The sequence below is a fragment of the Mesorhizobium quangtriensis genome (assembly GCF_040081925.1).
GTDB classification, from domain to species: domain Bacteria; phylum Pseudomonadota; class Alphaproteobacteria; order Rhizobiales; family Rhizobiaceae; genus Mesorhizobium_K; species Mesorhizobium_K quangtriensis.
On sequence record NZ_JBEBMF010000001.1, the window covers coordinates 1,379,546 to 1,402,827 of the forward strand.

General features: G+C 64.5%; 24 protein-coding genes and 1 pseudogene. 13 read left to right on the forward strand and 12 right to left on the reverse strand.

Translation table 11 applies throughout. The features are described 5' to 3' along the window. The first annotated feature begins 44 nt into the window (after positions 1 to 44). From ABMA32_RS06725 to ABMA32_RS06735, 3 genes are all read left to right on the forward strand, one after another. Positions 45 to 269: a F0F1 ATP synthase subunit C gene (locus tag ABMA32_RS06725; RefSeq protein WP_292768417.1), complete on the forward strand. Its 225-nt coding sequence runs from the start codon at positions 45 to 47 to the stop codon at positions 267 to 269. A gap of 61 nt (positions 270 to 330) precedes the next feature. After that, positions 331 to 969, forward strand: a complete 639-nt coding sequence (locus tag ABMA32_RS06730; protein WP_349012936.1) for a F0F1 ATP synthase subunit B — start codon at positions 331 to 333, stop codon at positions 967 to 969. A 4-nt stretch (positions 970 to 973) separates the two neighbouring features. Then, on the forward strand, positions 974 to 1,465 hold the full coding sequence (locus ABMA32_RS06735) for a F0F1 ATP synthase subunit B (RefSeq protein ID WP_349012937.1): 492 nt from the start codon (positions 974 to 976) through the stop codon (positions 1,463 to 1,465). Positions 1,466 to 1,500: 35 nt separating this feature from the next. Here ABMA32_RS06735 and ABMA32_RS06740 read toward each other — a convergent pair whose 3' ends face one another. Next, entirely contained in the window at positions 1,501 to 2,217 is a 717-nt protein-coding gene (locus tag ABMA32_RS06740; RefSeq protein WP_349012938.1) for a ribonuclease HII, read from the reverse strand. 123 nt (positions 2,218 to 2,340) lie between these two features. Beyond that, positions 2,341 to 3,495 (reverse strand): PA0069 family radical SAM protein, encoded by a 1,155-nt coding sequence (locus ABMA32_RS06745; protein ID WP_349013350.1) that lies wholly within the window; start codon positions 3,493 to 3,495, stop codon positions 2,341 to 2,343. A 152-nt stretch (positions 3,496 to 3,647) separates the two neighbouring features. Between ABMA32_RS06745 and ABMA32_RS06750 the strand changes: the two genes are divergently transcribed. Beyond that, entirely contained in the window at positions 3,648 to 4,157 is a 510-nt protein-coding gene (locus ABMA32_RS06750; RefSeq protein WP_349012939.1) for a glycosyltransferase family 2 protein, read from the forward strand. 3 nt (positions 4,158 to 4,160) lie between these two features. Here ABMA32_RS06750 and moaB read toward each other — a convergent pair whose 3' ends face one another. The 6 genes from moaB to ABMA32_RS06780 all read right to left on the reverse strand — a co-directional run bounded on the left by moaB (position 4,161) and on the right by ABMA32_RS06780 (position 7,837). Next, positions 4,161 to 4,706, reverse strand: a complete 546-nt coding sequence (moaB, locus tag ABMA32_RS06755; RefSeq protein ID WP_349012940.1) for a molybdenum cofactor biosynthesis protein B — start codon at positions 4,704 to 4,706, stop codon at positions 4,161 to 4,163. Then, entirely contained in the window at positions 4,693 to 5,586 is an 894-nt protein-coding gene (locus tag ABMA32_RS06760; protein ID WP_349013351.1) for a 4-(cytidine 5'-diphospho)-2-C-methyl-D-erythritol kinase, read from the reverse strand. Before ABMA32_RS06760 ends, moaB begins: the two co-directional genes overlap by 14 nt. Positions 5,587 to 5,606: 20 nt before the next feature. Next, the gene (locus ABMA32_RS06765; RefSeq protein ID WP_349012941.1) at positions 5,607 to 5,792 is read right to left on the reverse strand and encodes a hypothetical protein; all 186 of its coding nucleotides are present in this window, start codon (positions 5,790 to 5,792) and stop codon (positions 5,607 to 5,609) included. Positions 5,793 to 5,875: 83 nt separating this feature from the next. After that, positions 5,876 to 6,736, reverse strand: a complete 861-nt coding sequence (locus ABMA32_RS06770) for a S49 family peptidase (RefSeq protein WP_349012942.1) — start codon at positions 6,734 to 6,736, stop codon at positions 5,876 to 5,878. Between the two features lie 65 nt (positions 6,737 to 6,801). Beyond that, positions 6,802 to 7,602, reverse strand: coding sequence for a tRNA1(Val) (adenine(37)-N6)-methyltransferase (locus tag ABMA32_RS06775; RefSeq protein WP_349012943.1), 801 nt, complete (start codon positions 7,600 to 7,602; stop codon positions 6,802 to 6,804). A 10-nt stretch (positions 7,603 to 7,612) separates the two neighbouring features. Next, positions 7,613 to 7,837: a putative signal transducing protein gene (locus ABMA32_RS06780; RefSeq protein ID WP_349012944.1), complete on the reverse strand. Its 225-nt coding sequence runs from the start codon at positions 7,835 to 7,837 to the stop codon at positions 7,613 to 7,615. A 170-nt stretch (positions 7,838 to 8,007) separates the two neighbouring features. On the opposite strand from ABMA32_RS06780, the gene ABMA32_RS06785 reads away from it, so the two are divergent. The 4 genes from ABMA32_RS06785 (at position 8,008) to ABMA32_RS24300 (ending at position 12,803) form a co-directional block, all read left to right on the forward strand. Beyond that, the gene (locus tag ABMA32_RS06785; protein WP_349012945.1) at positions 8,008 to 9,024 is read left to right on the forward strand and encodes a polyprenyl synthetase family protein; all 1,017 of its coding nucleotides are present in this window, start codon (positions 8,008 to 8,010) and stop codon (positions 9,022 to 9,024) included. 179 nt (positions 9,025 to 9,203) lie between these two features. Then, a complete protein-coding gene (locus tag ABMA32_RS06790; protein WP_349012946.1) occupies positions 9,204 to 11,234 on the forward strand; it encodes a tetratricopeptide repeat protein in 2,031 nt (676 codons plus the stop codon). 181 nt (positions 11,235 to 11,415) lie between these two features. Next, positions 11,416 to 12,336: a glycine--tRNA ligase subunit alpha gene (locus ABMA32_RS06795; RefSeq protein ID WP_349013352.1), complete on the forward strand. Its 921-nt coding sequence runs from the start codon at positions 11,416 to 11,418 to the stop codon at positions 12,334 to 12,336. Positions 12,337 to 12,380: 44 nt separating this feature from the next. Beyond that, positions 12,381 to 12,803 (forward strand): DUF4262 domain-containing protein, encoded by a 423-nt coding sequence (locus tag ABMA32_RS24300; RefSeq protein ID WP_425475500.1) that lies wholly within the window; start codon positions 12,381 to 12,383, stop codon positions 12,801 to 12,803. Here the strand turns inward: ABMA32_RS24300 and ABMA32_RS06805 are convergent. Continuing rightward, the gene (locus ABMA32_RS06805) at positions 12,787 to 12,969 is read right to left on the reverse strand and encodes a hypothetical protein (protein WP_349012948.1); all 183 of its coding nucleotides are present in this window, start codon (positions 12,967 to 12,969) and stop codon (positions 12,787 to 12,789) included. The two genes, ABMA32_RS24300 and ABMA32_RS06805, sit on opposite strands and share 17 nt — an antisense overlap. Positions 12,970 to 13,105: 136 nt before the next feature. Between ABMA32_RS06805 and glyS the strand changes: the two genes are divergently transcribed. Next, the gene (glyS, locus tag ABMA32_RS06810; RefSeq protein ID WP_349012949.1) at positions 13,106 to 15,403 is read left to right on the forward strand and encodes a glycine--tRNA ligase subunit beta; all 2,298 of its coding nucleotides are present in this window, start codon (positions 13,106 to 13,108) and stop codon (positions 15,401 to 15,403) included. A gap of 15 nt (positions 15,404 to 15,418) precedes the next feature. Here glyS and ABMA32_RS06815 read toward each other — a convergent pair whose 3' ends face one another. After that, the gene (locus tag ABMA32_RS06815) at positions 15,419 to 15,952 is read right to left on the reverse strand and encodes a hypothetical protein (RefSeq protein ID WP_349012950.1); all 534 of its coding nucleotides are present in this window, start codon (positions 15,950 to 15,952) and stop codon (positions 15,419 to 15,421) included. Between the two features lie 172 nt (positions 15,953 to 16,124). Here ABMA32_RS06815 and ABMA32_RS06820 point away from each other — a divergent pair, with 172 nt between their 5' ends. The 3 genes from ABMA32_RS06820 (at position 16,125) to ABMA32_RS06830 (ending at position 19,300) form a co-directional block, all read left to right on the forward strand. After that, positions 16,125 to 17,084 carry an L-threonylcarbamoyladenylate synthase gene (locus ABMA32_RS06820; protein WP_349012951.1) on the forward strand — a complete coding sequence of 320 codons (960 nt, stop codon included), beginning with the start codon at positions 16,125 to 16,127 and terminating at the stop codon, positions 17,082 to 17,084. 14 nt (positions 17,085 to 17,098) lie between these two features. Continuing rightward, entirely contained in the window at positions 17,099 to 18,517 is a 1,419-nt protein-coding gene (locus ABMA32_RS06825; RefSeq protein WP_349012952.1) for an FAD-binding oxidoreductase, read from the forward strand. Positions 18,518 to 18,733: 216 nt separating this feature from the next. Next, positions 18,734 to 19,300, forward strand: coding sequence for a DUF6101 family protein (locus tag ABMA32_RS06830; protein ID WP_349012953.1), 567 nt, complete (start codon positions 18,734 to 18,736; stop codon positions 19,298 to 19,300). A 3-nt stretch (positions 19,301 to 19,303) separates the two neighbouring features. Here ABMA32_RS06830 and ubiA read toward each other — a convergent pair whose 3' ends face one another. Then, a complete protein-coding gene (ubiA, locus tag ABMA32_RS06835) occupies positions 19,304 to 20,287 on the reverse strand; it encodes a 4-hydroxybenzoate octaprenyltransferase (RefSeq protein ID WP_349012954.1) in 984 nt (327 codons plus the stop codon). 131 nt (positions 20,288 to 20,418) lie between these two features. Between ubiA and purD the strand changes: the two genes are divergently transcribed. Further along, positions 20,419 to 21,690 (forward strand): phosphoribosylamine--glycine ligase, encoded by a 1,272-nt coding sequence (gene purD / locus ABMA32_RS06840; protein WP_349012955.1) that lies wholly within the window; start codon positions 20,419 to 20,421, stop codon positions 21,688 to 21,690. A gap of 495 nt (positions 21,691 to 22,185) precedes the next feature. Here the strand turns inward: purD and ABMA32_RS06845 are convergent. Next, positions 22,186 to 23,184 (reverse strand): annotated as a pseudogene (locus ABMA32_RS06845) (glycoside hydrolase family 25 protein); the annotation flags it as partial. Between the last annotated feature and the right edge of the window lie 98 nt (positions 23,185 to 23,282).

Here is a 23,282-nt window from a genome sequence, read left to right on the forward strand (position 1 = left end):
TGCCGGTTCAACGAAACGTTCCAGATCTACCAAGGAGTTGAAAAATGGAAGCTGAAGCAGCACGGTACATCGGCGCTGGTATTGCATGCCTGGGCATGGGCGGAGCCGGTATCGGCCTTGGCACCATCTTCGGAAACTATCTGGCGGGCGCGCTGCGCAACCCGTCGGCAGCCGACGGCCAGTTCGGCCGCTTGATTTTCGGCTTCGCCGTGACGGAAGCTCTGGGCATTTTCTCGCTGCTCATCGCCCTGCTGGCGCTGTTCGGCTGATACCTGCTGTCCGCTTTGAGCCCGGCCGCTCGCGCGGCGGGCTCCGGTTCGAGGACCTGAGATGTTCGTGACGGAAGCCTACGGGCAAGAAACCGCGCCTGCCACAGAAGGCGGGCATGGCGAAGCGCCGGCTGACGCCGGTTATGACGCCGCTGCACCGGCGGATGCCGGACACGCGGCCGGCACGGAAGTGCCGCATGACGGGGGCCATAGCTCGGCCTTCCCGCCCTTCGATTCCTCCACGTTCCCGTCCCAGATCCTCTGGCTCGCGATCACCTTCGGGCTGTTCTACATCTTCCTGAAGAAAGTCATCGTGCCGCGCCTTGGCGCGATACTGGACGTGCGCCAGACGCGTATTGCCCAAGACATCGAGCAGGCGACCAAGATGAAGGCCGACGCCGACGCCGCGGTTGCCGCCTACGAGCAGAAACTTGCGGAGGCTCGCGGCAACGCCAACAAGATCGGCCAGCAGGCGCGCGACAACGCCAAGGTCGAGGCTGACACGAAGCGCAAGTCGATTGAGGCGAGCCTCGAGCAGAAGCTTGCCGACGCCGAGGCGCGTGTTGCCAAGATCAAGGATGCCGCCATGCAGGACGTCGGCGCGATCGCCGAGGAGACTGCCTCTGCCATCGTCTCGGCGCTGGGTGGCAAGTCGACCAAGGGCGACGTCAGCGCCGCCGTAAAGTCGGTCAGGAGCTGACGCCATGGACGCGACATCCCTCGCATCGGTATGGACGACCGTAGCGCTGTTCATCTTCCTCGCCCTTCTGGTTTACCTGAAGGTTCCGGGCATGATCTCCAAGGCGCTCGATGCGCGCGCGGTCAAGATCAGGCACGATCTCGACGAGGCCCGCCGCCTGCGTGAAGAAGCGCAGGGCCTGCTGGCCGAGTTCCAGCAGAAGCGCAAGGAAGCCGAGAAGGAGGCAGCCGACATCCTGGCCGCCGCCAAGCGCGAGGCAGAGCTGCTGGTTGCCGACGCTCACAAGAAGAGCGAGGACTATGTGGCGCGCCGCACCGCCATGGCCGAGCAGAAGATCGCCCAGGCCGAGCGCGAGGCCGTCAACGAGGTGCGTTCCAGCGCCGTGGACATCGCGGTCGAGGCTGCGCGCAAGCTGCTTGCCGACAATCCCGAGATCAAGGCCGGCGAGGAACTGTTCAAGTCGTCGCTGAGCGAACTGAAGTCGAAGCTGAACTGAGGTTTGGCCGGAAGGACCGAAGACGAAGCCGCCGCTCAGGCGGCTTTTTCGTTTCCGCTGTCCAGTTCGAGCAGATCAAGCTCGACTTCCTGCGTCACCTCGACGAGGCGGAACGGCGCGAACGACATGCGGTGCAGCCGCGTGACCGGGCCATGGACCTCAATCGCCGTGCGGTGCCGTTCGGTCGCATAGCCCATGTGGACTTCCAACCCGTAGCGCCCGTCGGCCTGTCCGCAACCCTGCATCATCCGGTCGCGCGTCACCTTGGCGACAATGGAAGCCGCCGCGATCGATTGCGAGCGCTGGTCGCCCTTGATCAGCGCCTTGCAATCGCATGGGAGGCCGGGCGGCACGTCGCGCCCATCCGCAAGCGCCATCAGCGGCGTGACGGGCAACGCTGCAAGCGCCCGGCGCATAGCTTCGAGGCTGGCCCGAAGGATGTTGATGCGGTCGATGCCCTCGGCGCAGACCGACGAGACGCCGACGCCAAGCGCTGTCTTCAGGATCGCCTCGAACAACTCCTCGCGCTGCGCAGCCGTTAGCCTCTTCGAATCATCCAGCCCTTTTGGGATGCGCTTCGGGTTGAGCACGACGGCCGCCGCCACGACCGGGCCGGCCAGCGGTCCGCGTCCGGCTTCGTCCAGCCCGGCGACGGGCCACAAGCCATCCTTGATCGCCTTCTTCTCGAAGGAGAAATCCGGCTTCTGGACCAGATCGAAGAGGGGCGGAGAATCGGGGCGTTGACGAGCCATGTTGCGGTAATGCTCGCATCGCTCCCGATTCTCCGCAAGGCCTGCCGTCCGCCGGGGAAGCGGGTTTGGCAAGCGACCGTCCAAGGCCGGGGGCGGGGCCGGACGGGTTCGTTTCGCCTGGAGTCAGAGCAGCATGAGCTGCTCATTCCTCTTCGGCGTGGTTTCAAAAAGATCGGTGCGCAGCGACGTGCGCCGTGCGTTCAGCCCGAGCCGGCGGGCGGCGATCTCGAAGCGTCGGCCGATCTGCCAGGCGTAGGGCCCGGTGCCGCGCATGCGCTTGCCCCATTCCGAATCGTAGTCCTTGCCGTCGCGCATCGAGCGGATGAGCGACATGACGTGCCGGTAGCGATCCGGATAATGCCTGAGCAGCCAGTCCTTGAAGATCGGGCTGACCTCCAGTGGCAGGCGCAGCAACACATAGCCTGCGTCCTGCGCGCCGGCGGCCTTCGCCGCATCGAGAATGCGCTCGATCTCGGAGTCGGTGAGCCCCGGCAGGATCGGCGCCACCATCACCGAGGTCGGGATGCCCGCATCGCTCAACTGCCTGATCGCTTCCAGCCGTTTGGTCGGCGTCGAGGCACGTGGCTCCATCGTCCGCGCCAGCATGCGGTCGAGCGTCGTCACCGACAGCGCCACCTTTGCGAGGCCGCGTTCGGCCATGCCGGACAGGATGTCGATATCGCGCGTCACCAGCGCCGACTTCGTCACGATGCCGACCGGATGGTTGCGCGCGTCCAGCACCTCGAGAATCTCGCGCATGATGCGCCACTGCTTCTCGATCGGCTGGTACGGATCGGTGTTGGTGCCGATAGCGATCGTGCGTGGCTGGTAGCCCTCCTTCGACAGCTCCTTGTCGAGCAGCTTTGCGGCGTCCGGCTTGGCGAAGAGCTTCGATTCGAAATCCAGCCCCGGCGACAGACCCATGTAGCTATGCGTCGGCCGCGCGAAACAATAGACGCAGCCATGCTCGCAGCCGCGATAGGGATTGATCGACCGGTCGAAGGAAATGTCGGGCGAATCGTTGCGCGTTATGATCGTGCGCGGCTTCTCCACCTGCACCTCGGTCTTGAATGGCGCCAGGTCTTCCAGCGATTCCCAGCCGTCGTCGAAGACATGGCGCGTAACAGGCTCGAAGCGGCCGGTAGGGTTGATACTGGCCGACCGGCCCCGGTTGCGATCGGGCCTGACCCTGATGCCGCTTTCCTCGATCATGGCGTTCGCCATCTCGGCTCTCCCGCTGCTGAAAGCAGCAATGTCGGCGCGCACGATCTGTTCCATCTTGGCGCGTTCCCAAGGGGTTTCGGAAGCGGGGCGAATCGTCGTTCTCATGAAATTATTCCTATTTCTGAAATAAGAACAAATCAAGAACTTTCTGATCCTTGGTTGCCGAACTGGCATCTGCCGGGGCTTTCGGTTATTGCGGCTGTGGGATGCTGACCGTTCTGATCGAAACGAAGAACGACGAAGAGGGGCTTGCGCGAACTCTGGCTTCGCTGATCGGCGGGGCAGTGGAGGGCGTCGTGCGAGAGGTCATCGTCTGCGACCGCGGCTCGACCGACCAGACGCACTACGTCGCCGAACACGCCGGCTGCACCTATCTCGCCACGGGCGGCATCGCAGCCGGCATAAGGCAGGCGAAAGGCGAGTGGCTGCTGCTGCTCGAGCCCGGCGCACGTCTTTCGGAAGACTGGTCGGACTCGGTCGTGATGCATGTGGCGAAATCGACGATGCCGGCCCGCTTCTCCCGCGCCAAGGGCAGCCGCAGGCCGTTTTTCGTCCGCGCGTTCTCGCGGCCGAGGGCTTTGGCCGAAGGCCTTGTCATCACCAAGCGTCAGGCCACGTCCCTGTCGCGGACTGCCACAAGCGCGGAAGCGGTTGCGCGGGGGCTGGCGTCGCGCCGACTCGAAGGCGAAATCGTCGTCGCGCCCAAAAAGACGTAGACGTCAGCCCCTGCGCTTCAGGTGCTCATCCAGCCGCGGCATGATTTCCACGAAGTTGCAGGGCATGTGCCGGTAGTCTAGCTGCGCCTTCAATATGCCATCCCAGGCGTCCTTGCAGGCTCCAGGTGAGCCCGGCAGGACGAAGACGAAGGTGGCGTTGACGACGCCGCCGGTGGCGCGGCTCTGGATCGTCGAAACGCCGATCTTGTCGTAGGAGATGCGGTGGAAGACGGCTGAAAACCCTTCCATGCGCTTCTCGAAGATCGGCTCAAGCGCCTCGGGCGTCACGTCGCGTCCCGTAAAGCCCGTGCCGCCCGTGGTGATGACGACATCGATGCGCTCATCCCGCGACCAGCCAAGCACCTTTTCGCGGATCAGTTCGGCATCGTCGGTTACGATGGCTCGGTCGATCAATTCATGGCCAGCGTCTGAGATACGATCGGCGAGCGTCTGCCCCGATTTGTCCTCTGCGAGGCTGCGCGTATCCGAGACGGTCAGAACCGCGATGCCGAGCGCAATGAAGGGACGGCTTTCATCAATCCTGCTCATGCGCATCCTCCGAAGGCATCGTGCGGGTCGCGGCAACAAACCAGTCCGGGTGCCGCTTGCGGATCACGGCGGCGGCGCGCTTCGCCACATTGCCCGTCTCGAACAATCCGAAGCAGGTCGCGCCGGAGCCGGACATGCGCGCAAAGCCGGCGTCGGCATTTTCCAGCGCGCGCTTCGCAGCGCCGATTGCCGGCTCGATGGACAATGCAGCTTCCTCGAGGTCGTTGCGGGTCATTTCCAGCCAGTTGCGCAGCGTATGAAAATCGATGCGCGTCGGGAGGGCGGGCAAGGCTTCATTGTCGCGCCGCTTCAGCGCCGAGAAAACGGCAGGCGTCGAGACCGCCACGCCCGGATTGACCAGAACCAGCCCTAGAGACGGAAAGCCCGCAACCGGCGAAAGCTGTTCCCCGGTGCCACGCGCGATCAGCGGTTTGGCTTCGATGCACATCGGCAGGTCGGCCCCAAGTGCGGCCCCGATCGCCGACAATCGCTCGTTACCGGCGTCGAGCTCCCAAAGCTTCGCCAGCCCGCGCAGAGTCGCTGCCGCATCGCTGGAGCCGCCACCGATGCCGGAGGCAGGCGGCAGGTTTTTCTGCAGCATGATGGAGACACGGGCGGAAGCGTGCGGCAGCGCGGCGCGCAGGGCATCACGCGCCCCGACGACAAGGTTCGTCTCGTCCGTGGGCACGCCCTCAGCGAAAGGACCGGACACGACAAAGGAATCCTCATCGGCTTCCTCGATCTCGATCCGGTCACCGAAGCGGGTGAAAACGGCAAGGCTTTCGAGCAGGTGATAGCCGTCGTCGCGCCGGCCCACCACATGCAGCGCGAGGTTGACCTTGGCCGGCGCGAATTCGACGCGCGGCAACGCTTCCTGCAAGACGTCCAACTGGATCAGGCTCAGTCTTTCGCCAAACGGTATTCGCCAGTCTTGGGATCCTTGACCAGGGTTCCGTTGGCGCCGGTCGACGCCTGCTTTTCGGCCCGGCGCACTTTCGCGGTCACACGATCGGCCTCACGGACGAAGGAGCGGTAGCCGACATAGGCGGCAAGGCCAACCAGTGCGAAGAAGATGATCTGCGGCATGCGTCGAATCCTTCCCTCAAAGGCCGGCGTTTTTATGGCGGCGGGGGGGGCTACCGACATCATAGCGGCCCCGCGCGCGAAATTCAAAGTCCGAAACGCGACCACAGCGCGCGTTCCTCGGCGGCGTCGAGAACGCCATGGGTCGCGTCGGCCGCGAGGTCGGCGGCCGAGCGGCTGCCGAAGAAGCCCAGCCTGCGTGCGAAAAAACCGCGCGGCGGCGAAACCAGCGCCAGCCGGGTTTTGGGCCCGTAGCGGTCCTTCAGCACCTGCCGCATGTCGCCCAGCGCATCGACCAGCCCGAGTTCGAGACCCTTCTTTCCGGTCCAGAACAGTCCGGTGAAGAGATCGGGATCGTCCTTCAATTTGGTGCCGCGTCGCTGCTTGACCAGATCGATGAAGGTTTCGTGGACTTCAAGCTGCAGCGCCTTCAGCCGCTCTATGTCCTCCTTCTTTTCCGGCCGGAATGGGTCAAGCACGGCCTTGTTCTTGCCGGCGGTATGGACGCGCCGCTCCACGCCGATCTTCTTCAGAAGCTCGGGAAACCCGAAAGATGCAGACACCACACCGATCGAACCGACGATCGAGGAGGGGTCGGCGATTATCTCGTCGCCGGCCACCGCGATCATGTAGCCTCCCGAGGCCGCCACGTCCTCGACGAAGACCAGCACCTTCTTCTTCTTCTCGACCGAAAGGTCGCGGATGCGCTTGAAGATCAGTCGCGACTGTACAGGCGAGCCGCCCGGCGAATTGACGGAGATCGCCACAGCCGGCGCGCCGGAATAGGCGAAGGCCTTTTCGATGATCCCGGCCGTCGAGGCGAGAGACAGGCTCGGCCGCAACTGGCCGCCGCCCGCCATGATCGCGCCGTGAAGCCTGATGACGGGGATTGTGACTGCGTCGGAGCGCATGGATTTCGGCAGCAGGCGGTTGAAAAATCGTCTCACCGAAAGGCGTCTCCGTATGTCTGGTCAAAAGGCATGTAGGGACAAACCGGCAGCCTGCAATGGCGTCAGTCGCCGAAAAGCGAGGCTCTGCCGTTGTTTATGTCGTCCGCCTCGGCCGTGAAGCGGTCGCTGCCCTCCGCGTGCAGGAAAAGCGGAGGCAGTATGGACAGAGGCCGGTTGCTCCCCCGGATCGCCCTGACGATGATGCGGGTTGCCGCCTTGTCGGAGCGCGGATGCAGCGCTTTCACCTCCTGCGCACCGAAATAGGGATGCATGCCCGCAAGGATCGGCTGCAGCGATTCCGGCCGTGCGATGACGGCCACGCCGCCGCCCGGCTTGACGATCCAGCCGGCGGTCCTAAGCCAGGAATCGAAGACGTTGTGGTCGTTCATCACATGGGCGTAACGGCGCAAGGCATCCGGAGACGCGCGGTCGCCCGGCCTGTTGAACGGCGGGTTCATGATTGCCCAGTCGAAGGAGAAATCGGCAAGCCCCGCAGCCCTTCTGTCGCCGTCGGCAAGCTGCACATCAGCCTCCAGAACCGAGCCGCGCGACGCCAGACCGGTGTTTTCCGGAAGTGCCAGCGAGCGGCGGGCAAAATCGGCCATTTCAGGCGCGTTTTCGATCAGCACCACGTTTGCGTCTGGGCAGCGCGATGCGACCGCCAAACCGGCGGCCCCAGCGCCTGCGCCAAGATCGGCAAGCCGTCCCCTGAAACTGCCAGGGACCGCGGCCGCCAGCATCATCGCGTCTGTGCCGGCCCGATGACCCCGGCGGGAGGGTTGCACGAGATGGAAGTCGCCACGATGGAAGGCGTCGACCGTGAAACCGTCGCTTTCTTCCACCGTCTGCTCGGAAGCGGCCATGGCGGACGGATCAGCCTTTGCGGATTTCGTTGGCTATGCCTGCGTCGGCAAGGATCTGCCTGGCTTCTTCGAGATCGTCCTCCAGGACGAGGACGCGACGCGGCAGAATGCCGATAGAGCCGTCAAGGACGCTCATGTTCTGGTCGGCGACGAGACTTTCGATCCCGGCGTCCTTCAGCAGAGATTCTACGAAGGAGATCACAACTGCGTCATTGGTGCGGATGAGTTCTTTCATGCGCCGGAAAATCGCAGGTTGTCCGCGCAATGTAAACGCAATGACAGTGTGTAGGCGAAAGCCGCGCCAATTCGCCCCTTGCCGTCATGACCCCCGTCGCCCTAGAATCATAAGCCGGGGCATAGGTCGAAGCCAATTCGACAGCGGACAGACTAGGGACGGAGCTTCTGGTGGGCGTAGTAGTCAATCTCGAAGGCAGCAAGCGCGGACAGGCGTCCATCGCCGAGCTCATCGCTCTCACCTCGGCAGACATGGGTCGTGTCAACGAACTGATCCTGTCGAAGGCGGGCTCGGACGTCGAGATGATCCCCGAGGTGGCCAACCACCTGATATCGTCCGGCGGCAAACGCCTGCGACCCATGCTGACGCTGGCGGCAGCCCAGATGTTCGGTTACCGCGGCGAGGGGCACGTCAAGCTCGCGACTTCGGTCGAGTTCATGCATACGGCGACGCTCCTCCACGACGACGTGGTTGATGAAAGCGACCTGCGCCGTGGCAAGAAGACGGCCCGCATGATCTGGGGCAACCAGGCGAGCGTTCTGGTCGGCGACTTCCTGCTCGGCCAGGCATTCCGCATGATGGTCGAGGTCGGCTCGCTCGATGCGCTCGATATCCTGTCCGCAGCCGCTTCGATCATCGCCGAGGGCGAGGTGATGCAGCTCGCCGCCGCCAAGAACCTCGAAACCACCGAGGACGAGCATTTCGCGGTCATCAAGGCCAAGACGGCGGCGCTGTTTTCCGCCGCGGCCGAGGTCGGCCCGGTCATCGCCGGCGCCTCGCGCAACGACCGCTCGGCTTTGCGCTCCTACGGCATGAACCTCGGCCTGGCGTTCCAGCTCATCGACGATGCGCTCGACTATGGTGGCTCCAGCAAGGATCTCGGCAAGAATGTCGGTGACGATTTCCGCGAGGGCAAGGTGACGCTGCCGGTGATTCTCGCCTACCGCAGGGGAACCGCAGCCGAGCGGAAGTTCTGGAAGGCTGCCATCGAAGAGAATCAGACGGACGACGCGGCGCTCGAAAAGGCCATCGGCCTTATGAGGAAGCACAGCGCAATCTCCGACACGATCGGCCGCGCCGGCCACTTCGGCGGCATCGCCCGCGATGCGCTCGCCCCGCTGGACGAGACGCCGCAAAAGGCAGCGCTGCTCGACGTCATCGATTTCTGCATAAGCCGCGTGGCGTAACCGCGAGTTGGCATTTCGTGCCGAGAGTGACCGCTTTGTGAATGCGGGTCGATTGAAGGCAAACCCCAAAAAGGCCATGCTTTGCTGGCAGTTCCCGTATAAATTCGCAGTTCCCGTGTAAATTCGTGGTGTGCCGCTGGTAGAGCGGCCGGCGTTCGGAAAGGAAGACGATGCGGCAAATGGGCAGACGCTGGCTCTTGGGGCTGGCAGCGGCGACCGGGCTTATGGTTTCGGTGTCGGGTCAGGCTGTCGCTGCGGCCCAGTCGACGCAGCCCGTTGACGTCAACTCGTTCGCCGGTGCGTATCTCGCGGGCCGCGTCGCCGAGGTCGACAACAACCTGTCCGATGCCATCGTCTACTACAAGAAGGCGCTCTCCTTCGCGCCGGACAACGATGCGCTGCGGCAGAGCTTAATGCTTGCGCTGCTGTCGGAGGGTCGCTTTGACGAGGCCGTGCCGCACGCCGAGCGGTTGAAATCCTCACCCGAAGTGGAGCGCCTTGCGGGGCTGACGCTGGCCATCGATTCTTTCCGCAAGAAGGACTTCAAGCTCGCCGAGACACAGCTGACATTTGCCGAGGAGTCCGATCTCGACGCCCTGATATCGAGCGTCGTTGTCGCTTGGGCTAAACTTGGCGCAGGCGACAAGCAGGGCGCGATCGCAAAGATCAATGAGTTGTCCGGACCTGACTGGTACGGCCTCTTTGTCTCCTATTCCAAGGCCCTGATCGCCGAGCAGGCAGGCGACAACGATGTTGCCGATCGCGCCTACCGCGCTGCTCTGGACGATGTCGCCAACGGCGGGGCGGCGCCTGACGCCTGGCTGCGGACCGCCGAGTCCTACGCCGGCTTCCTGGCGCGCCAGGGCAAGAAGGACGCGGCCCTTGCGGTTCTGGAAAAGGCGGACGAGTTTGCACCCGGCCGTCTGCCGATCGTCAGCCTGCGCGACAGGATCATGAAGGGCGAGCCGGTCGCCCGCATGGTCGCCATGCCTTCGGACGGCGCAAGCGAGCATCTGATGGTTCTGGCAAGCGCGCTCAATCGCGGCGGCGGCGAACCGTTCGTGCGGCTTTATCTCCAGTTGGCACTGGCCTTGCGTCCGGACAGCGACCAGGCGCTCATCCAGCTTGCCGGCGTGGCGGAGCAGCAGCAGGATTCCCAGCGCGCCATCGAGCTTTACGAGCGCGTGCCGGCTTCTTCCCCGCTGAAGCGCGTCTCGCAACTCCAGCTCGGGCTCAACCTTGCCGATCTCGAGCGCCGCGACGAGGCGATCGCAGAGTTGAGGAAGCTGGTCGACCAAAATCCCGACGACATGCGCGGCTACCTGGCCCTCGGCGGCGTCTACGCCTCCAAGGAGGATTACGCTGAGGCCGCCAAGACCTACGACAAGGCCGTCGAACACCTCGAGTCCAAGAAATTCACGATGCCGGGGGATCAGCGTGGCAATGCCAACTGGAACATCTACTACCAGCGCGGCATCGCCTATGAGCGCCTGAAGCAATGGCCGAAGGCCGAGCCGAATTTCAAGAAGGCGCTCGAGCTCTTCCCGAACCAGCCGCAGGTGATGAACTATCTGGGCTATTCCTGGATCGACATGGACATCAACCTGAAGGAAGGCATGGACCTGATCGCCAAGGCGGTCGAGCTGCGCCCCAGCGACGGTTACATCGTGGATTCGCTTGGCTGGGCGCATTATCGCCTCGGCGAATACGACGAGGCCGTCCGCGAACTGGAGCGCGCGGTATCGCTGATGCCCAACGATCCCGTGCTGAACGACCACCTCGGCGATGCCTACTGGCGCGTCGGCCGCAAGCTGGAGGCCACGTTCCAGTGGAGCCATGCCCGCGACATGAAGCCGGAACCCGCCGTTCTGGCCGAGGTCGAGAAGAAGCTGAAGGAAGGGTTGCCTCCCGTCGACGACAAGGCGATTGCCGGGCAGCCCGAAGTCGTGCCCACGCCTCCGGCTGTCGATCCCGAACCGGCGAAGCCGGAGCAGCGTTCGGACGCCGGCCCTGAGACCGCGCCCGTCGCGACGATTGAACCCGCATCCTATAAGGTGTCGCGCGGCCAGTCGCTCTGGTCGATCGCCGCCGACGAACTCGGCAACGGCAGCCGCTACATAGAGATCTTGAACCTGAACCCGCAGCTTCGCGGCGATCCCGGACGTCTCGTGCCCGGCCAGGAACTGAAGCTGCCACCAGCGGGCAACTGAGCGTCCTCTTCTCAGGTCGTCATTCCGGGGCCGCGTAGCGGAACCGAATCCAGGTCGCGGCGGCATGGTGGCTTGGTCGTAGCGCTTGGTCTCCTTGACCATCTCGCGTGGTGGAACTAGGACGGGCGCATTCGTCCCAGACCCTCCGAGGCCAGCCTTGTCCGCCGAACTTCCTGCCCACATGCGCCCGCAGAATTCGTTCCAGGGGCTGATCCTGACGCTCCACAACTACTGGGCTGAGCGCGGCTGCATCATCCTGCAGCCCTACGACATGGAGGTCGGGGCCGGCACCTTCCATCCCGCGACGACGCTGCGCGCGCTCGGTCCGCGCCGCTGGAACGCCGCCTATGTGCAGCCGTCGCGCCGCCCCAAGGACGGCCGCTACGGCGAGAACCCCAACCGGCTCCAGCACTACTACCAGTATCAGGTCATCCTGAAGCCCAACCCGCCGAACCTGCAGGAACTCTATCTCGGCTCGCTGGAAGCGATCGGCATCGACCCGCTGCTGCACGACATCCGTTTCGTCGAGGACGATTGGGAAAGCCCGACGCTTGGCGCATGGGGTCTCGGCTGGGAGTGCTGGTGCGATGGCATGGAAGTCTCGCAGTTCACCTACTTCCAGGCAGTCTGCGGCATCGATTGCGCGCCCGTGTCGGGCGAACTGACCTACGGGCTGGAGCGCCTCGCCATGTATGTGCAGGGCGTCGACAACGTCTACGACCTGAATTTCAACGGCCTCGAAGGCGCCGACAAGGTCACCTATGGCGACGTCTTCCTGCAGGCCGAGCAGGAATATTCGCGCCACAATTTCGAATACGCCAACACGGCGATGCTGCTGGAGCAGTTCAAGTTCGCCGAGGCCGAATGCAAGGCTCTGCTCGACGGCGGCGCGAAGGCCGCCGAAGGCGGCGCGCACAAGATGGTGCTGCCGGCCTACGACCAGGCGATCAAGGCGTCCCACGTCTTCAACCTGCTCGACGCGCGCGGCGTCATCTCCGTGACGGAACGCGCCAGCTACATCCAGCGCGTCCGCACCCTGGCGAAAGCCTGCGGCGAGGCGTTCCTGCTGACCGAAGCGGGTGGTTATTCGGCGGCGGCGTAGATGCCAATGCGCTCGACGAACACGACCAGGCATTCCTTGACACCATCGATGAGCATGGCTGGCATGTCACGCACGTAAGCGGCGATGATGACAGTCCTGCTTTCACCTACTCGACGGGTATTTTCGGGCTAACCGGCGATCCAGAACTTATCGTGCTCGGTCTGCCGATGGATGTCGGTCATTTCGTCCTCAACGAGTACGGCAACCGGCGCCAGCGAGGAGAGACAATCCTGATAGGGGATTATTATGACGGATTCCTGGAGGGCCATTTGGTCACCTTTCTGGCCGTTAAGGACGAGGACCAGATTATGACCGCCGACCCTTTCCGCTGCTCCAGCTTGTTTACCCGGACAGCAAATCCGGTGCCTTTCCCTGGCAGCCCAGCTATCGCGAGGAGTGGCGCCGGTACCAGCCGTTACTCGGCGCGCCTCCTGCAAAAGGCTGAGGAGATTAGCGCGGAGCGCTGAAAGCCAAGGTATGCACGGGCTGTTCCGCAACCTGGCCGGTAAAAATCTCCAGCGTCTGCATCGCCTTGCGTGTACCCGGTATGCCCGTGACGCCCGCTGGATGAAACTGCGCCGCAAAACAAATAGCCAGCGCGGCGATTTGGACGGTGGTGGATATTGTTTTCATGGCTGAAAGCCTTTCCTTTCGATACCGCTCTGTCGCCGGAGGCGCGCAAAAGGTTCACGGAAAGCCGCAGGGCGGGTGACAGGCACCGGCTGAATTGCTATTCCGCGCCGTCCCTTGCCTCCCGCGAGACCGAGAAATGCCTGACCTGCTCCTAGAACTCCGCTCCGAAGAGATCCCCGCCCGCATGCAGCGCAAGGCTGCCGGCGATCTCCGGAAGATGGTGACGGACGGTCTGGTCGAGGCGGGCCTGACCTATGAGGCGGCGCGCGAATACTGGACGCCGCGCCGTCTCACGCTCGACCTGCGCGGCCTCACCGCCCGTTCGAAGGACGTGCACGAGGAGATCAAGGGGCCCTCCACCAAGGCCCCAGCGCAGGCGATTGAGGGCTTCCTGCGCAAGGCCGGCCTGTCCGACGTCAGCCAGGCGCATGTGCATTCCGACCCGAAGAAGGGTGATTTCTACGTCGCGCACATCTCGAAGCCGGGCAGGGCCGCCGAAGAGATCATCGCGGAACTGGTGCCATCCGTCATCCGCGCCTTCCCCTGGCCGAAGTCGATGCGCTGGGGGCCTGCGTCGGCCAAGCCCGGCTCGCTCCGCTGGGTGCGCCCGCTGCAATCCATCGTCTGCACCTTTGGTCCCGAGACGGAGGAGCCGGTGGTGGTCGATTTCGAGATCGACGGCATCCGCTCGGGCAATGTCACCTATGGCCACCGTTTCCACGCACCCGGCCCAATCACTGTCCGGCGTTTCGAGGACTATGCATCGAAGCTGGAGGCCGCGAAGGTGGTTGTCGATGCCGACCGCCGCAAGGAAATCATCCTGTCGGACGCCCAGAACCTCGCCTTCGCCAACGGGCTGGACCTGGTCGAGGACGATGGGCTGCTGGAAGAGGTGTCCGGGCTGGTCGAATGGCCGGTCGTGTTGCTCGGCGCGTTCGAGGAGGATTTTCTCTCGATCCCGGCCGAGGTGATCCGGCTGACCATCCGCGCCAACCAGAAATGCTTCGTCGCGCGGCCGCAGGGTTCGACTGATACGCTGTCCAACCGCTTCGTCATCGCCGCCAACATCGAGGCGAAGGACCACGGCAAGGAGATCGCCCACGGCAACGGCAAGGTGGTTCGCGCCCGGCTTTCCGACGCGCTATACTTCTGGAAGACCGACCAGGCTGACCTGCCGGACCTCGAGACGCTGAAGCCGTCGGCCGAGAAGTTCGGACTAGACCTGAAGAAGCCGCTCGACCAGCGCATGGCGCGGCTCGACAGGCTCGGCGTCACCTTCCACGCCAAGCTTGGCACTCAGGGCCAGCGCGTTAGCCGCATTGCCGACCTCGCCGAAGACCTCGCGCCGCTGGTGAGTGCGGACCCGAAACTCGCGCGCCGCGCGGCGGTGCTGGCCAAGGCCGACCTGCAGACAGAGGTGGTCGGCGAGTTCCCCGAGCTTCAGGGCGCGATGGGTCGCAAATACGCTCTCCTGCAGGGTGAGAACCCGTCTGTGGCCGCGGCCCTCGAGGAACACTGGAAGCCGCAAGGCCCGTCCGACCGGGTGCCGACCGATCCGGTTTCCGTGGCGGTCGCGCTCGCCGACAAGCTCGATACGCTGACCGGATTCTGGATGATCGACGAGAAGCCCACTGGCAGCAAGGACCCCTATGCGTTGAGGCGGGCGGCGCTCGGCGTCATCCGCATCGTCCTGGACAACAAGCTGAACTTCTCTATCGACCCTCTGAACGATGTCCAGGTGCTGCGACACCAGGTCGGCCCGTCCCCGGCGGCGCCAGAGACGCTTCGCGCGATATTGTCTGAAGCTGCAAAGGGCGGCCTTTTCGGTGAGGCGGCCCGCGCGCGCGTCGTCGCCGCCAAGGCCGATGCGCCCTGGTGGCTGCCGCTGGTCGAAAAGCACGATCCATCCGTCAGCGACGACCTGCGCGCCTTCCTTCAGGATCGCCTCAAGGTCCATCTGCGCGACGCTGGCGTGCGCCACGACATCGTCGATGCGGTAATCACGCCGGAGAGCTGCAACCTCCTCGCCATCGTGCGCCGCGTCGAGGCGCTGGGCTCCTTCCTCGATAGCGAGGATGGCAGGAACCTGCTCGCCGGTACGAAGCGCGCCGCCAACATCCTGGCCGCCGAGGAGAAGAAGGGAACGGCCGTCGCCGAGGCCGTCGAGCCATCGCTTCTCCGCGAGGACGCCGAGAGAAATCTCTTCGCCGCGATGAATCAGGCTGAGAAGGAAGCCGGCCAAGCGATTCAGAATGAAGACTTTTCGGCCGCCATGCGCGCGCTTAGCGCATTGCGTGAGCCAGTTGATTCATTCTTTGAGCGTGTTCTCGTGAATGATGAGGATCAGGCGGTGCGCGCCAACCGTCTGGCGCTGTTGTCCCGCATCCGTGCGGCGACTGGAAAGGTCGCCGATTTCTCGAAGATAGCCGGCTGAGACGACGCTCCCGGCTCAGGTACCGGGAGCCGGTGCCTGTGTCGTCGGGTCGGGCTGCAGGGAACCTTGCGCCGCTTTCGCCTTCTCCTGGGCCAGCCGCTCGTTCTGCCGTTTCAAGGCCTTGCGCTTGGCAGGGGTGCCTTTGTCGTTCGGATCAAGCTGCTGCTGCGTGGAAGCCCGCGCCGGCGAGGACGATGGTCGCGGGTCGGCGTCGCCGACCTCGCCGCCGCGAATGACGATTGGCACAAGGCCATGCTGCGATCCGCCCGATGGCGGCGATGCGATGGCTTCGCCGGCTGGCGCCGGCTCGCCGAGCGCGATGATCGATGGCATCGCATCGCGCGGCGTGTCCGCCAGCGCCACGATCGACGGGCTGGGGCCGTCAAGCGCGGGCGTTGCCGCCACGATGGATGGGTCGATGGCGTTATCCGCGCCGAGCGTTACGACCGACGGCCAGGCAGCGCTGTCGGCGAGCGTCACGATGGAAGACGCCGAAGCCTGCGGCACGGCAAGCACCGCCATAAAAATCCCTGCGCCACGGATACGCATGTCCGGTAACTCCGAAAACCCCAGATATTGCCGCCCCAGATACTGCCATCTGTTGGTTTGCGGCGGCTTGCCGAAGACATTAGCATTTGAGCAATTAACAAATTGGTGATGCGGTTGTTGCGGCCGAAGCGGCCGCGCGGTAGCAACCGGCAACGAAATCCGGGGCAGGCCTTTGGCTGAAATCCTGAAAGCAGATGACGCGATGGAGCGGGCTCTGGCATTGCTGGAGGACGGCCAGGTCGTCGCGATCCCGACCGAGACGGTCTATGGGCTTGCCGGCGACGCCACCCGGGGCGATGCGGTGGCGCGCATCTTCGAGGCAAAGGGCCGCCCGCGCTTCAACCCGCTGATCGCGCATGTCTCCGGCATCGTTATGGCATCAGGCATCGCCGTCTTCGACCCTCTGTCCGAGAAGCTGGCGCAGGCTTTCTGGCCGGGACCGCTGACGCTGGTGCTGCCCCTTGCCCGCGGCGCGACCATCCATCCGCTGGTGACGGCGGGCCTCGACACGGTGGCGCTCCGTATGCCGCAGGGCTTCGGTGCGCAACTGATTGCCCGTCTCGGCCGTCCGCTCGCAGCCCCCAGCGCCAATTCGTCCGGCCGCATCACGGCGACGACCGCCGAGGCCGTGGACGCCGACCTTGGGCGGAAAATTCCGCTCATCGTCGACGGCGGGCAGACTGAGGTCGGTCTGGAATCGACCATCATCAAGGTCGAGGGCGAGACGCTCAGGCTGCTGAGGCCGGGCGGAATCGCTGCCGGGGTCATCGAGGCGATCGCCGGAATCCCGCTACTGCGGGGCGCGTCGGCGGGCGTCGAGGCGCCCGGCATGCTGGCCTCGCACTATGCACCCGGCGCAGCCGTTCGGATCGGCGCGACCCGCGTCATGCCCGGCGAGGCGCTGCTTGCCTTTGGGGCCTCCCGCATTGCGGATGCGGACAAGGCCGTGGCGACGCTGAACCTTTCCGCATCTGGCAATCTGCGTGAGGCGGCCACAAACCTGTTCTCATTCATGCAGGCGCTCGACCGCAGCGGCGCGCCGACCATCGCGGTCGAGCCGATACCGGAGACCGGCCTCGGCGAGGCGATCAACGACCGTCTTCGCCGCGCCGCCGCCCCGCGCGACTCCTGAAAGTCGACCGAGCGATGTCCGTCCTCGACCCGTCCCTGCTCAACCGGTTCGCAGATATCGTCGGACCAACGCATGCGCTCCGCGACGCAAACGACGTCGCGCCCTACCTCAAGGAACCGCGTGGGCTCTGGCCCGCCCGTTCGCCGCTGGTGCTGCGGCCCGGCAGCGTTGAAGAGGTCAGCCGTATTCTGGAACTCGCCACCGAAACGAAGACGCCGGTCGTGCCGCAGGGCGGTAACACCGGGCTGGTCGGAGGGCAGGTTCCGCATCCGGCTGGCCACGAGATCGTGGTGTCACTGTCGCGGCTCAACCGGATCCGCGAGATCGACACGCTCTCCAACACGGTGACCGCCGAGGCTGGCGTCGTGCTGGAAGCACTCCATCGCGCCGTCGAGGCAGCCAACCGTCTCTATCCGCTCTCGCTTGCCTCTCAAGGCTCCTGCGAGATCGGCGGCAATCTGTCGTCCAACGCCGGCGGCACGGCGGTCCTGTCTTACGGCAACACACGCGAGCTCTGCCTCGGCGTCGAGGTCGTGCTGCCGACCGGCGAGGTCTTCGACGACCTGCGCAAGCTGAAAAAGGACAACACGGGCTACGACCTCAAGAACTTGTTTGTCGGCGCGGAAGGCACGCTCGGCATCATCACGGCGGCGGTGCTGAAGATATTTCCCCGACCGCGCGGCCGCGAGGTCGGCTGGGCTGGCGTCTCCTCGCCGGAAGCCGCGCTTTCGCTGTTCGGCCTGGCGAGTGAACGTGCCGGTGCGAGCCTGACCGGCTTCGAATTGATCGGCAGGACGCCGCTCGATTTCTCGCTGGCGCTGACCCCCGATGCCCGGCCGCCGCTGTCAGGCGACTGGCCGTGGCATGTGCTGGTGGACATCTCGTCCGGCCGCTCGCAGGAGGATGCGCGTGCACTGATGGAGACGATCCTGTCCGAAGGGCTGGAAAAAGGCTTCGTCGGCGATGCCGCGATTTCGGAAAGCATCGCGCAGGGCAACGCCTTCTGGGCGCTTCGCGAAAACATTTCGGACGCGCAGAAGCCGGAAGGCGGCTCGATCAAGCACGACATTTCCGTGCCGGTCGCCTCGATCCCGGAGTTCATCGCGCGCGGGGCCGTTGCGGTGGAAAGCGTCTGCCCCGGCGCGCGTGTCGTCTGCTTCGGCCACATGGGCGACGGCAACCTGCACTACAATGTCAGCCAGCCGCGCGGCATGGACAAGAACGCATTCCTCGATCTCTATCGGCCAATGAACAAGGCCGTCCACGACATCGTGCGCGATCTCGACGGCTCGGTCTCGGCCGAGCACGGCATCGGACAACTTAAGCGCGACGAGCTTCTGGCGACTGCTCCGCCCGTCGGCATAGATCTGATGCGGCGCATCAAGGCGGCCTTCGATCCCGCCGGCATCATGAACCCCGGCAAGGTCATTTGAGAGCCGCCGGGTAAGGTGCTCTAAACAAAGCCTGATCGTTCGTTACACCCGGTCGGAATCCGGTAACCACGCCTGAGATCAGCAAAATTTAACCGACTTTTTTAAGCGGGTGGGTAGGGGTCCGCCGCTACTGTCGATCACACAAACGAGATCGGGAAAACCGGTCCGTGGGAAGTCGGGCAAACCGGCTCTCAGGAGAGACAGGAAGGCAAAGAAATGAGCACCGGACTGATGCCAGTCTGGGCGGGTCGCAATATGCGGCTCGACCCGTTCCGCCTGCCGCAGATGGTCAGCTACGCGACGCGCGACGATTTTGGCGACGTCACGTTCACCATCGACCAGCGCGGCGCCATCGTGAAGCGTATCCTCCAGATGAGCGGCCTGCCGGCCACCGTCGTGTTGCCCGCGAATGCGTTTCGCGGCGTCGCTGCGCGCGCCATGGAGGACGCCGAAGGCAACGTGACCGTGACGCTCGAACTGCTGCACGCGGACCCCATGCTGTCGGTGCCGCTGCTCGTCGCCGACAATCTGGAAGATGTCGCCGCTGACTGGCGCGCCTGGGCTGATGCCTATCGCCTGCCGATGATGCTCATCGAAGCCGATGGCGTCGCCCGCACGCTGGAAGAATCGCTCGGCGCCGCCATCAAGGCGCTGCCGTCGCAGGACCGCCGCAAGCGCCGCGTCACCCCGGCCCGCCGCCCGCGCTTCCTCATGCGCCGCAAAACAGGCAATCTCGGCCTGCGCCTTGTCATCGACGGCGAGGAAATCACAGCGCCGGAGTAAGCTTCAGAGCAGCGGCTTCAGCGCCACCCACGCCCCGCCGCAGATCAGCCCGAGGAAGATCAGCCAGCCGACGGTGTTGTTCGACTTGAACAGCCGCAGGCACTGGTCGGGATTGTTGATGTCGAGCGCCACGATCTGGCGGATCATGTGCGCGCCGGCAGCCAGCAGTCCGGCCATTGCCGGCACCGGCACTTCTGCTGCCGTGAAGGCGCTCGCCATCAGGATCAGCGCCCCGCCATAGAGCCCGATCAGCCATGATTTCGTGCTGTCGCCAAACAGCCGCGCCGTCGACTTCACGCCGACCAGCGCGTCGTCCTCCTTGTCCTGGTGAGCGTAGATCGTGTCGTAGCCGACGACCCAGAAGATGGTGCCGAGATAGAGCAGGATCGCCGCCCGGTCGACATCGCCGAACTCCACCGCCCATCCCATCAGCGCGCCCCACGAGAAAGCGAAACCGAGCACGAGTTGCGGCCAGTAGGTGAACCGCTTCATGAACGGATAGACCGCCACCACCGCCAGCGACGAGATGCCGAGCAGGATGGCGAAGCTGTTGAACTGCATGAGCACCAGGAGACCCACCAGCGCCTGCGCCACGAGGAACACCCAGGCCTGCTTGCGTGAGACCTTGCCTGAGGGCAGCGGGCGCGAGCGCGTGCGCTCGACCTGTCCGTCGATCCTGGCGTCCACGATATCGTTATAGGTGCAGCCCGCGCCGCGCATGACCACCGCGCCGACGAAGAACAGCACGAGGTGCCAGGGTTGCGGGATCAGGGATTCGAAGCTGTCGGTCGGCCGCGCATAGGCGCTCGCCGCCATCGCCGCCGACCACCAGCACGGCCACATCAGCAGTTGCCAGCCTATCGGCCTGTCCCAGCGGGCAAGCTGCGCATAGGGCCACAGCCAGCGCGGCAGCGCGCGATAGACCCAGTGCCCGCTCGGCGCATCCGCGACCCGCCCCTGTGCTGCCTTCGTCTGTATCTGTTCCATGGATTTGGAGTGGCAGGCGAGGGCCGGGGCGTCAAGGCTTGGGATAGATGGCCGCCCGGGCATGCAATGCTTGACCCGCCGTCCTCATGGACATACCGGGATGCAACGACTTCCAGCAACGGGTTGACCGCATGAATGTTCTTCTCATCGGATCAGGTGGCCGCGAGCATGCACTTGCCTGGAAGCTGGCCGCCTCGCCCTTGCTGACGAAGCTTTATGCCGCGCCGTGCAATCCGGGTATCGCGAAGGAAGCGGAACTTGTTGCCCTCGACATCGCGGACCACAAGGCTGTCGTTGCGTTCTGCACGGCCAACGCGATCGACCTCGTCGTGGTCGGACCCGAAGCGCCGCTGGTCGCGGGCATCGCTGATGATCTGCGCGCCGCCGGCATCAAGGTTTTCGGCGCATCGAAGGCTGCGGCTCGTCTGGAGGGGTCCAAGGGCTTCACCAAGGATCTGTGCGCGCGCTTCAATATCCCCACCGCTGCATATGGCCGATTCTCCGATGCCGAGGCCGCGAAAGCCTATGTCCGCAAGCAGGGCGCGCCGATCGTCGTCAAGGCCGACGGTCTGGCAGCCGGCAAGGGCGTCACTGTCGCCATGACAGAGGCTGAGGCTCTCGCGGCGATAGACGACTGCTTCTCCGGTTCGTTCGGCGCGGCCGGAGCCGAAGTCGTCGTCGAGGAGTTCATGACCGGCGAGGAGGCAAGCTTCTTCTGCCTTTGCGACGGGACAACAGCGCTCCCCTTCGGTACCGCGCAGGACCACAAGCAGGTCGGTGACGGCGACACAGGACCGAACACCGGCGGCATGGGGGCCTATTCGCCGGCTCCCGTGATGACGCCCGAAATCATCGAGCGCACCATGAAGGAGATAATCGAGCCGACCATGCGCGGCATGGCCGAGATCGGTTCGCCTTTCTCCGGCGTTCTTTTTGCCGGCCTGATGATCACCTCGTCAGGGCCGAAGCTCATCGAATACAATGTCCGCTTTGGCGATCCGGAGTGCCAGGTGCTGATGATGCGCCTGAAGGACGATCTTCTGGTTCTGCTTGAAGCGGCTGCGGACGGCCAGCTCGCGCATATGTCCGCCCGCTGGCGCGACGAGACGGCGCTGACTGTCGTCATGGCCGCGAAAGGCTATCCCGGCACGCCAGAAAAAGGGTCGGTCATTCGTGGACTCGACGACGCGGAGCAGGGGGGAGCAGCTGTCTTCCATGCGGGCACGGCGCTAAGCGGCGGCGAGATCGTCGCCAATGGCGGCCGCGTACTGAACGTCACCGCGATGGCTAAAACCGTCACCGAAGCGCAGAAACAGGCCTATAAGGCTGTCGACCGCATCGACTGGCCCGGCGGCTTCTGCCGCCGCGACATCGGCTGGCGCGCGGTGGCCCGCGAGACCTAGCTAAGGCTGTACTTCGTCGGGACCGTCGAGTTTCCTCAGCAGGAAGATCGGCAGGTCGTGACGCGAGAATTGCGTCGATGACCGGACCGGGCTCGGGTCGTCCAGCGCCGCCGCCGAAATCTCCCCGCTCGGGACATAGGCCGGTTTCGCCGCAGCCTTCGCTGCGGGCAGACGCGGCTGTCGGGAATAGTCCACCGCTTGGGCATACCCTGCCAGGACGATCGGCGGGTTGGTCACGGCCTGCTTCCCAAGCAAGGCCTGGAATGGAGACCCGGCCGGCATTGCGCGCGCGACCACCTCCTTGGTAACGACCTGCTCCACTGAGACGAATTTCAGCGTCACGTCGGCGCGCTTCTTGCGCGCGTCCTTGCGCCAGATCGGCAGCGGGATCGTTTCGCCGGTATCGACAATCTGCTCGACCGGCTGCTCGGCGGCCACTGCAGGTGTCTCGACTTGCGCCTTGATAGCGGCGATCTGTTTGACAGGCTGCTCGGCCGCAACCTGAGCCTCGGCCAGTTCGGCCCCAGTCGCCGGAGTATCGCTCGCCTGAGTGTCGTTAGCCTTGGCCTCGGCGATTTCCGCCGCGTCGTCGGTCGCGACCTTTACGAACTCGACCGTCACATCGTCACCCTTAAGCGCGTCAATGCGCGCGACGGGAACCGGCACGATTTCCTCGTCCGGGTAATCCTTCTTGTCCATCAGTTCGTTGAATGGCCATTGCACGCGCAGTTCTTCCACGCTCATGGACGCCACATTCACGTCGATATCGATCGGCGTTCCAGGCGGACGATAGGGGCAGGATTTCGCGTCGCAATTGGCGCTCGCCGAAAACTGCCACAGCGCATACGTCTTCCAGTGCCCCTTCGGGAAATGCAGGCCGATCTCCGGCTTGTAGCGCGCATACCAGAGCGGCAGGCGCGACAGCACCGTGTAGCGCTTGCGGTTCTCGGCGATATACAGCGCTGTGCTGCCGTTGGTGTAGAGCACCGGCCAGCGTCCGAGCCGGGTATAGATGTGCCGCGCGAACGTCTCGGCGTCTTCCAGCGACATCCATTTCGAGGGATCGTTGTCCTCGATGTCGAGCGCGATCAGGTCGTCCGGCGCGGGCTCGGCGAAATCGATGAAGTTGTTCGCCTGATCGATCGGGTTGCCGGGCCGTGCGAGATGATAGGCGCCCCACTTGATGCCGAGCGCCTTGGCGACGGTCCTGCGCGTGTGGAAAAGCTCGCGCGCCACGGCGTGTCGTTTCCACAGCGCCTTGCAGAGCCGGATCTCTGTGTCGTTGCCGGAGCATTTGTAGGGCGGCGACAGGCCGTCCGATCCCTTGTTGATGAAGCCTGCGATCCGTTTGTCGCTGACCAGCTTCTGCCAGTTGATCGGATTGTATTCGTAGGCGTCGATGACCAGCGCGCGGTCGGCCCGTTTCCAAGGCTCGGAGAAATCCGACGCATGCGCAACCGCCCCGCCCAGCAGGGCGGCCCCGAAAGCGATCAGCGAAGCGCGGACGAAACGATCAAGCGATTTGAGCAATGACGCGGCATTCCCTTGCTGGCTCGCCTATCCCGCCCTTTCGGGAAAGCCGCAGCTTGCTT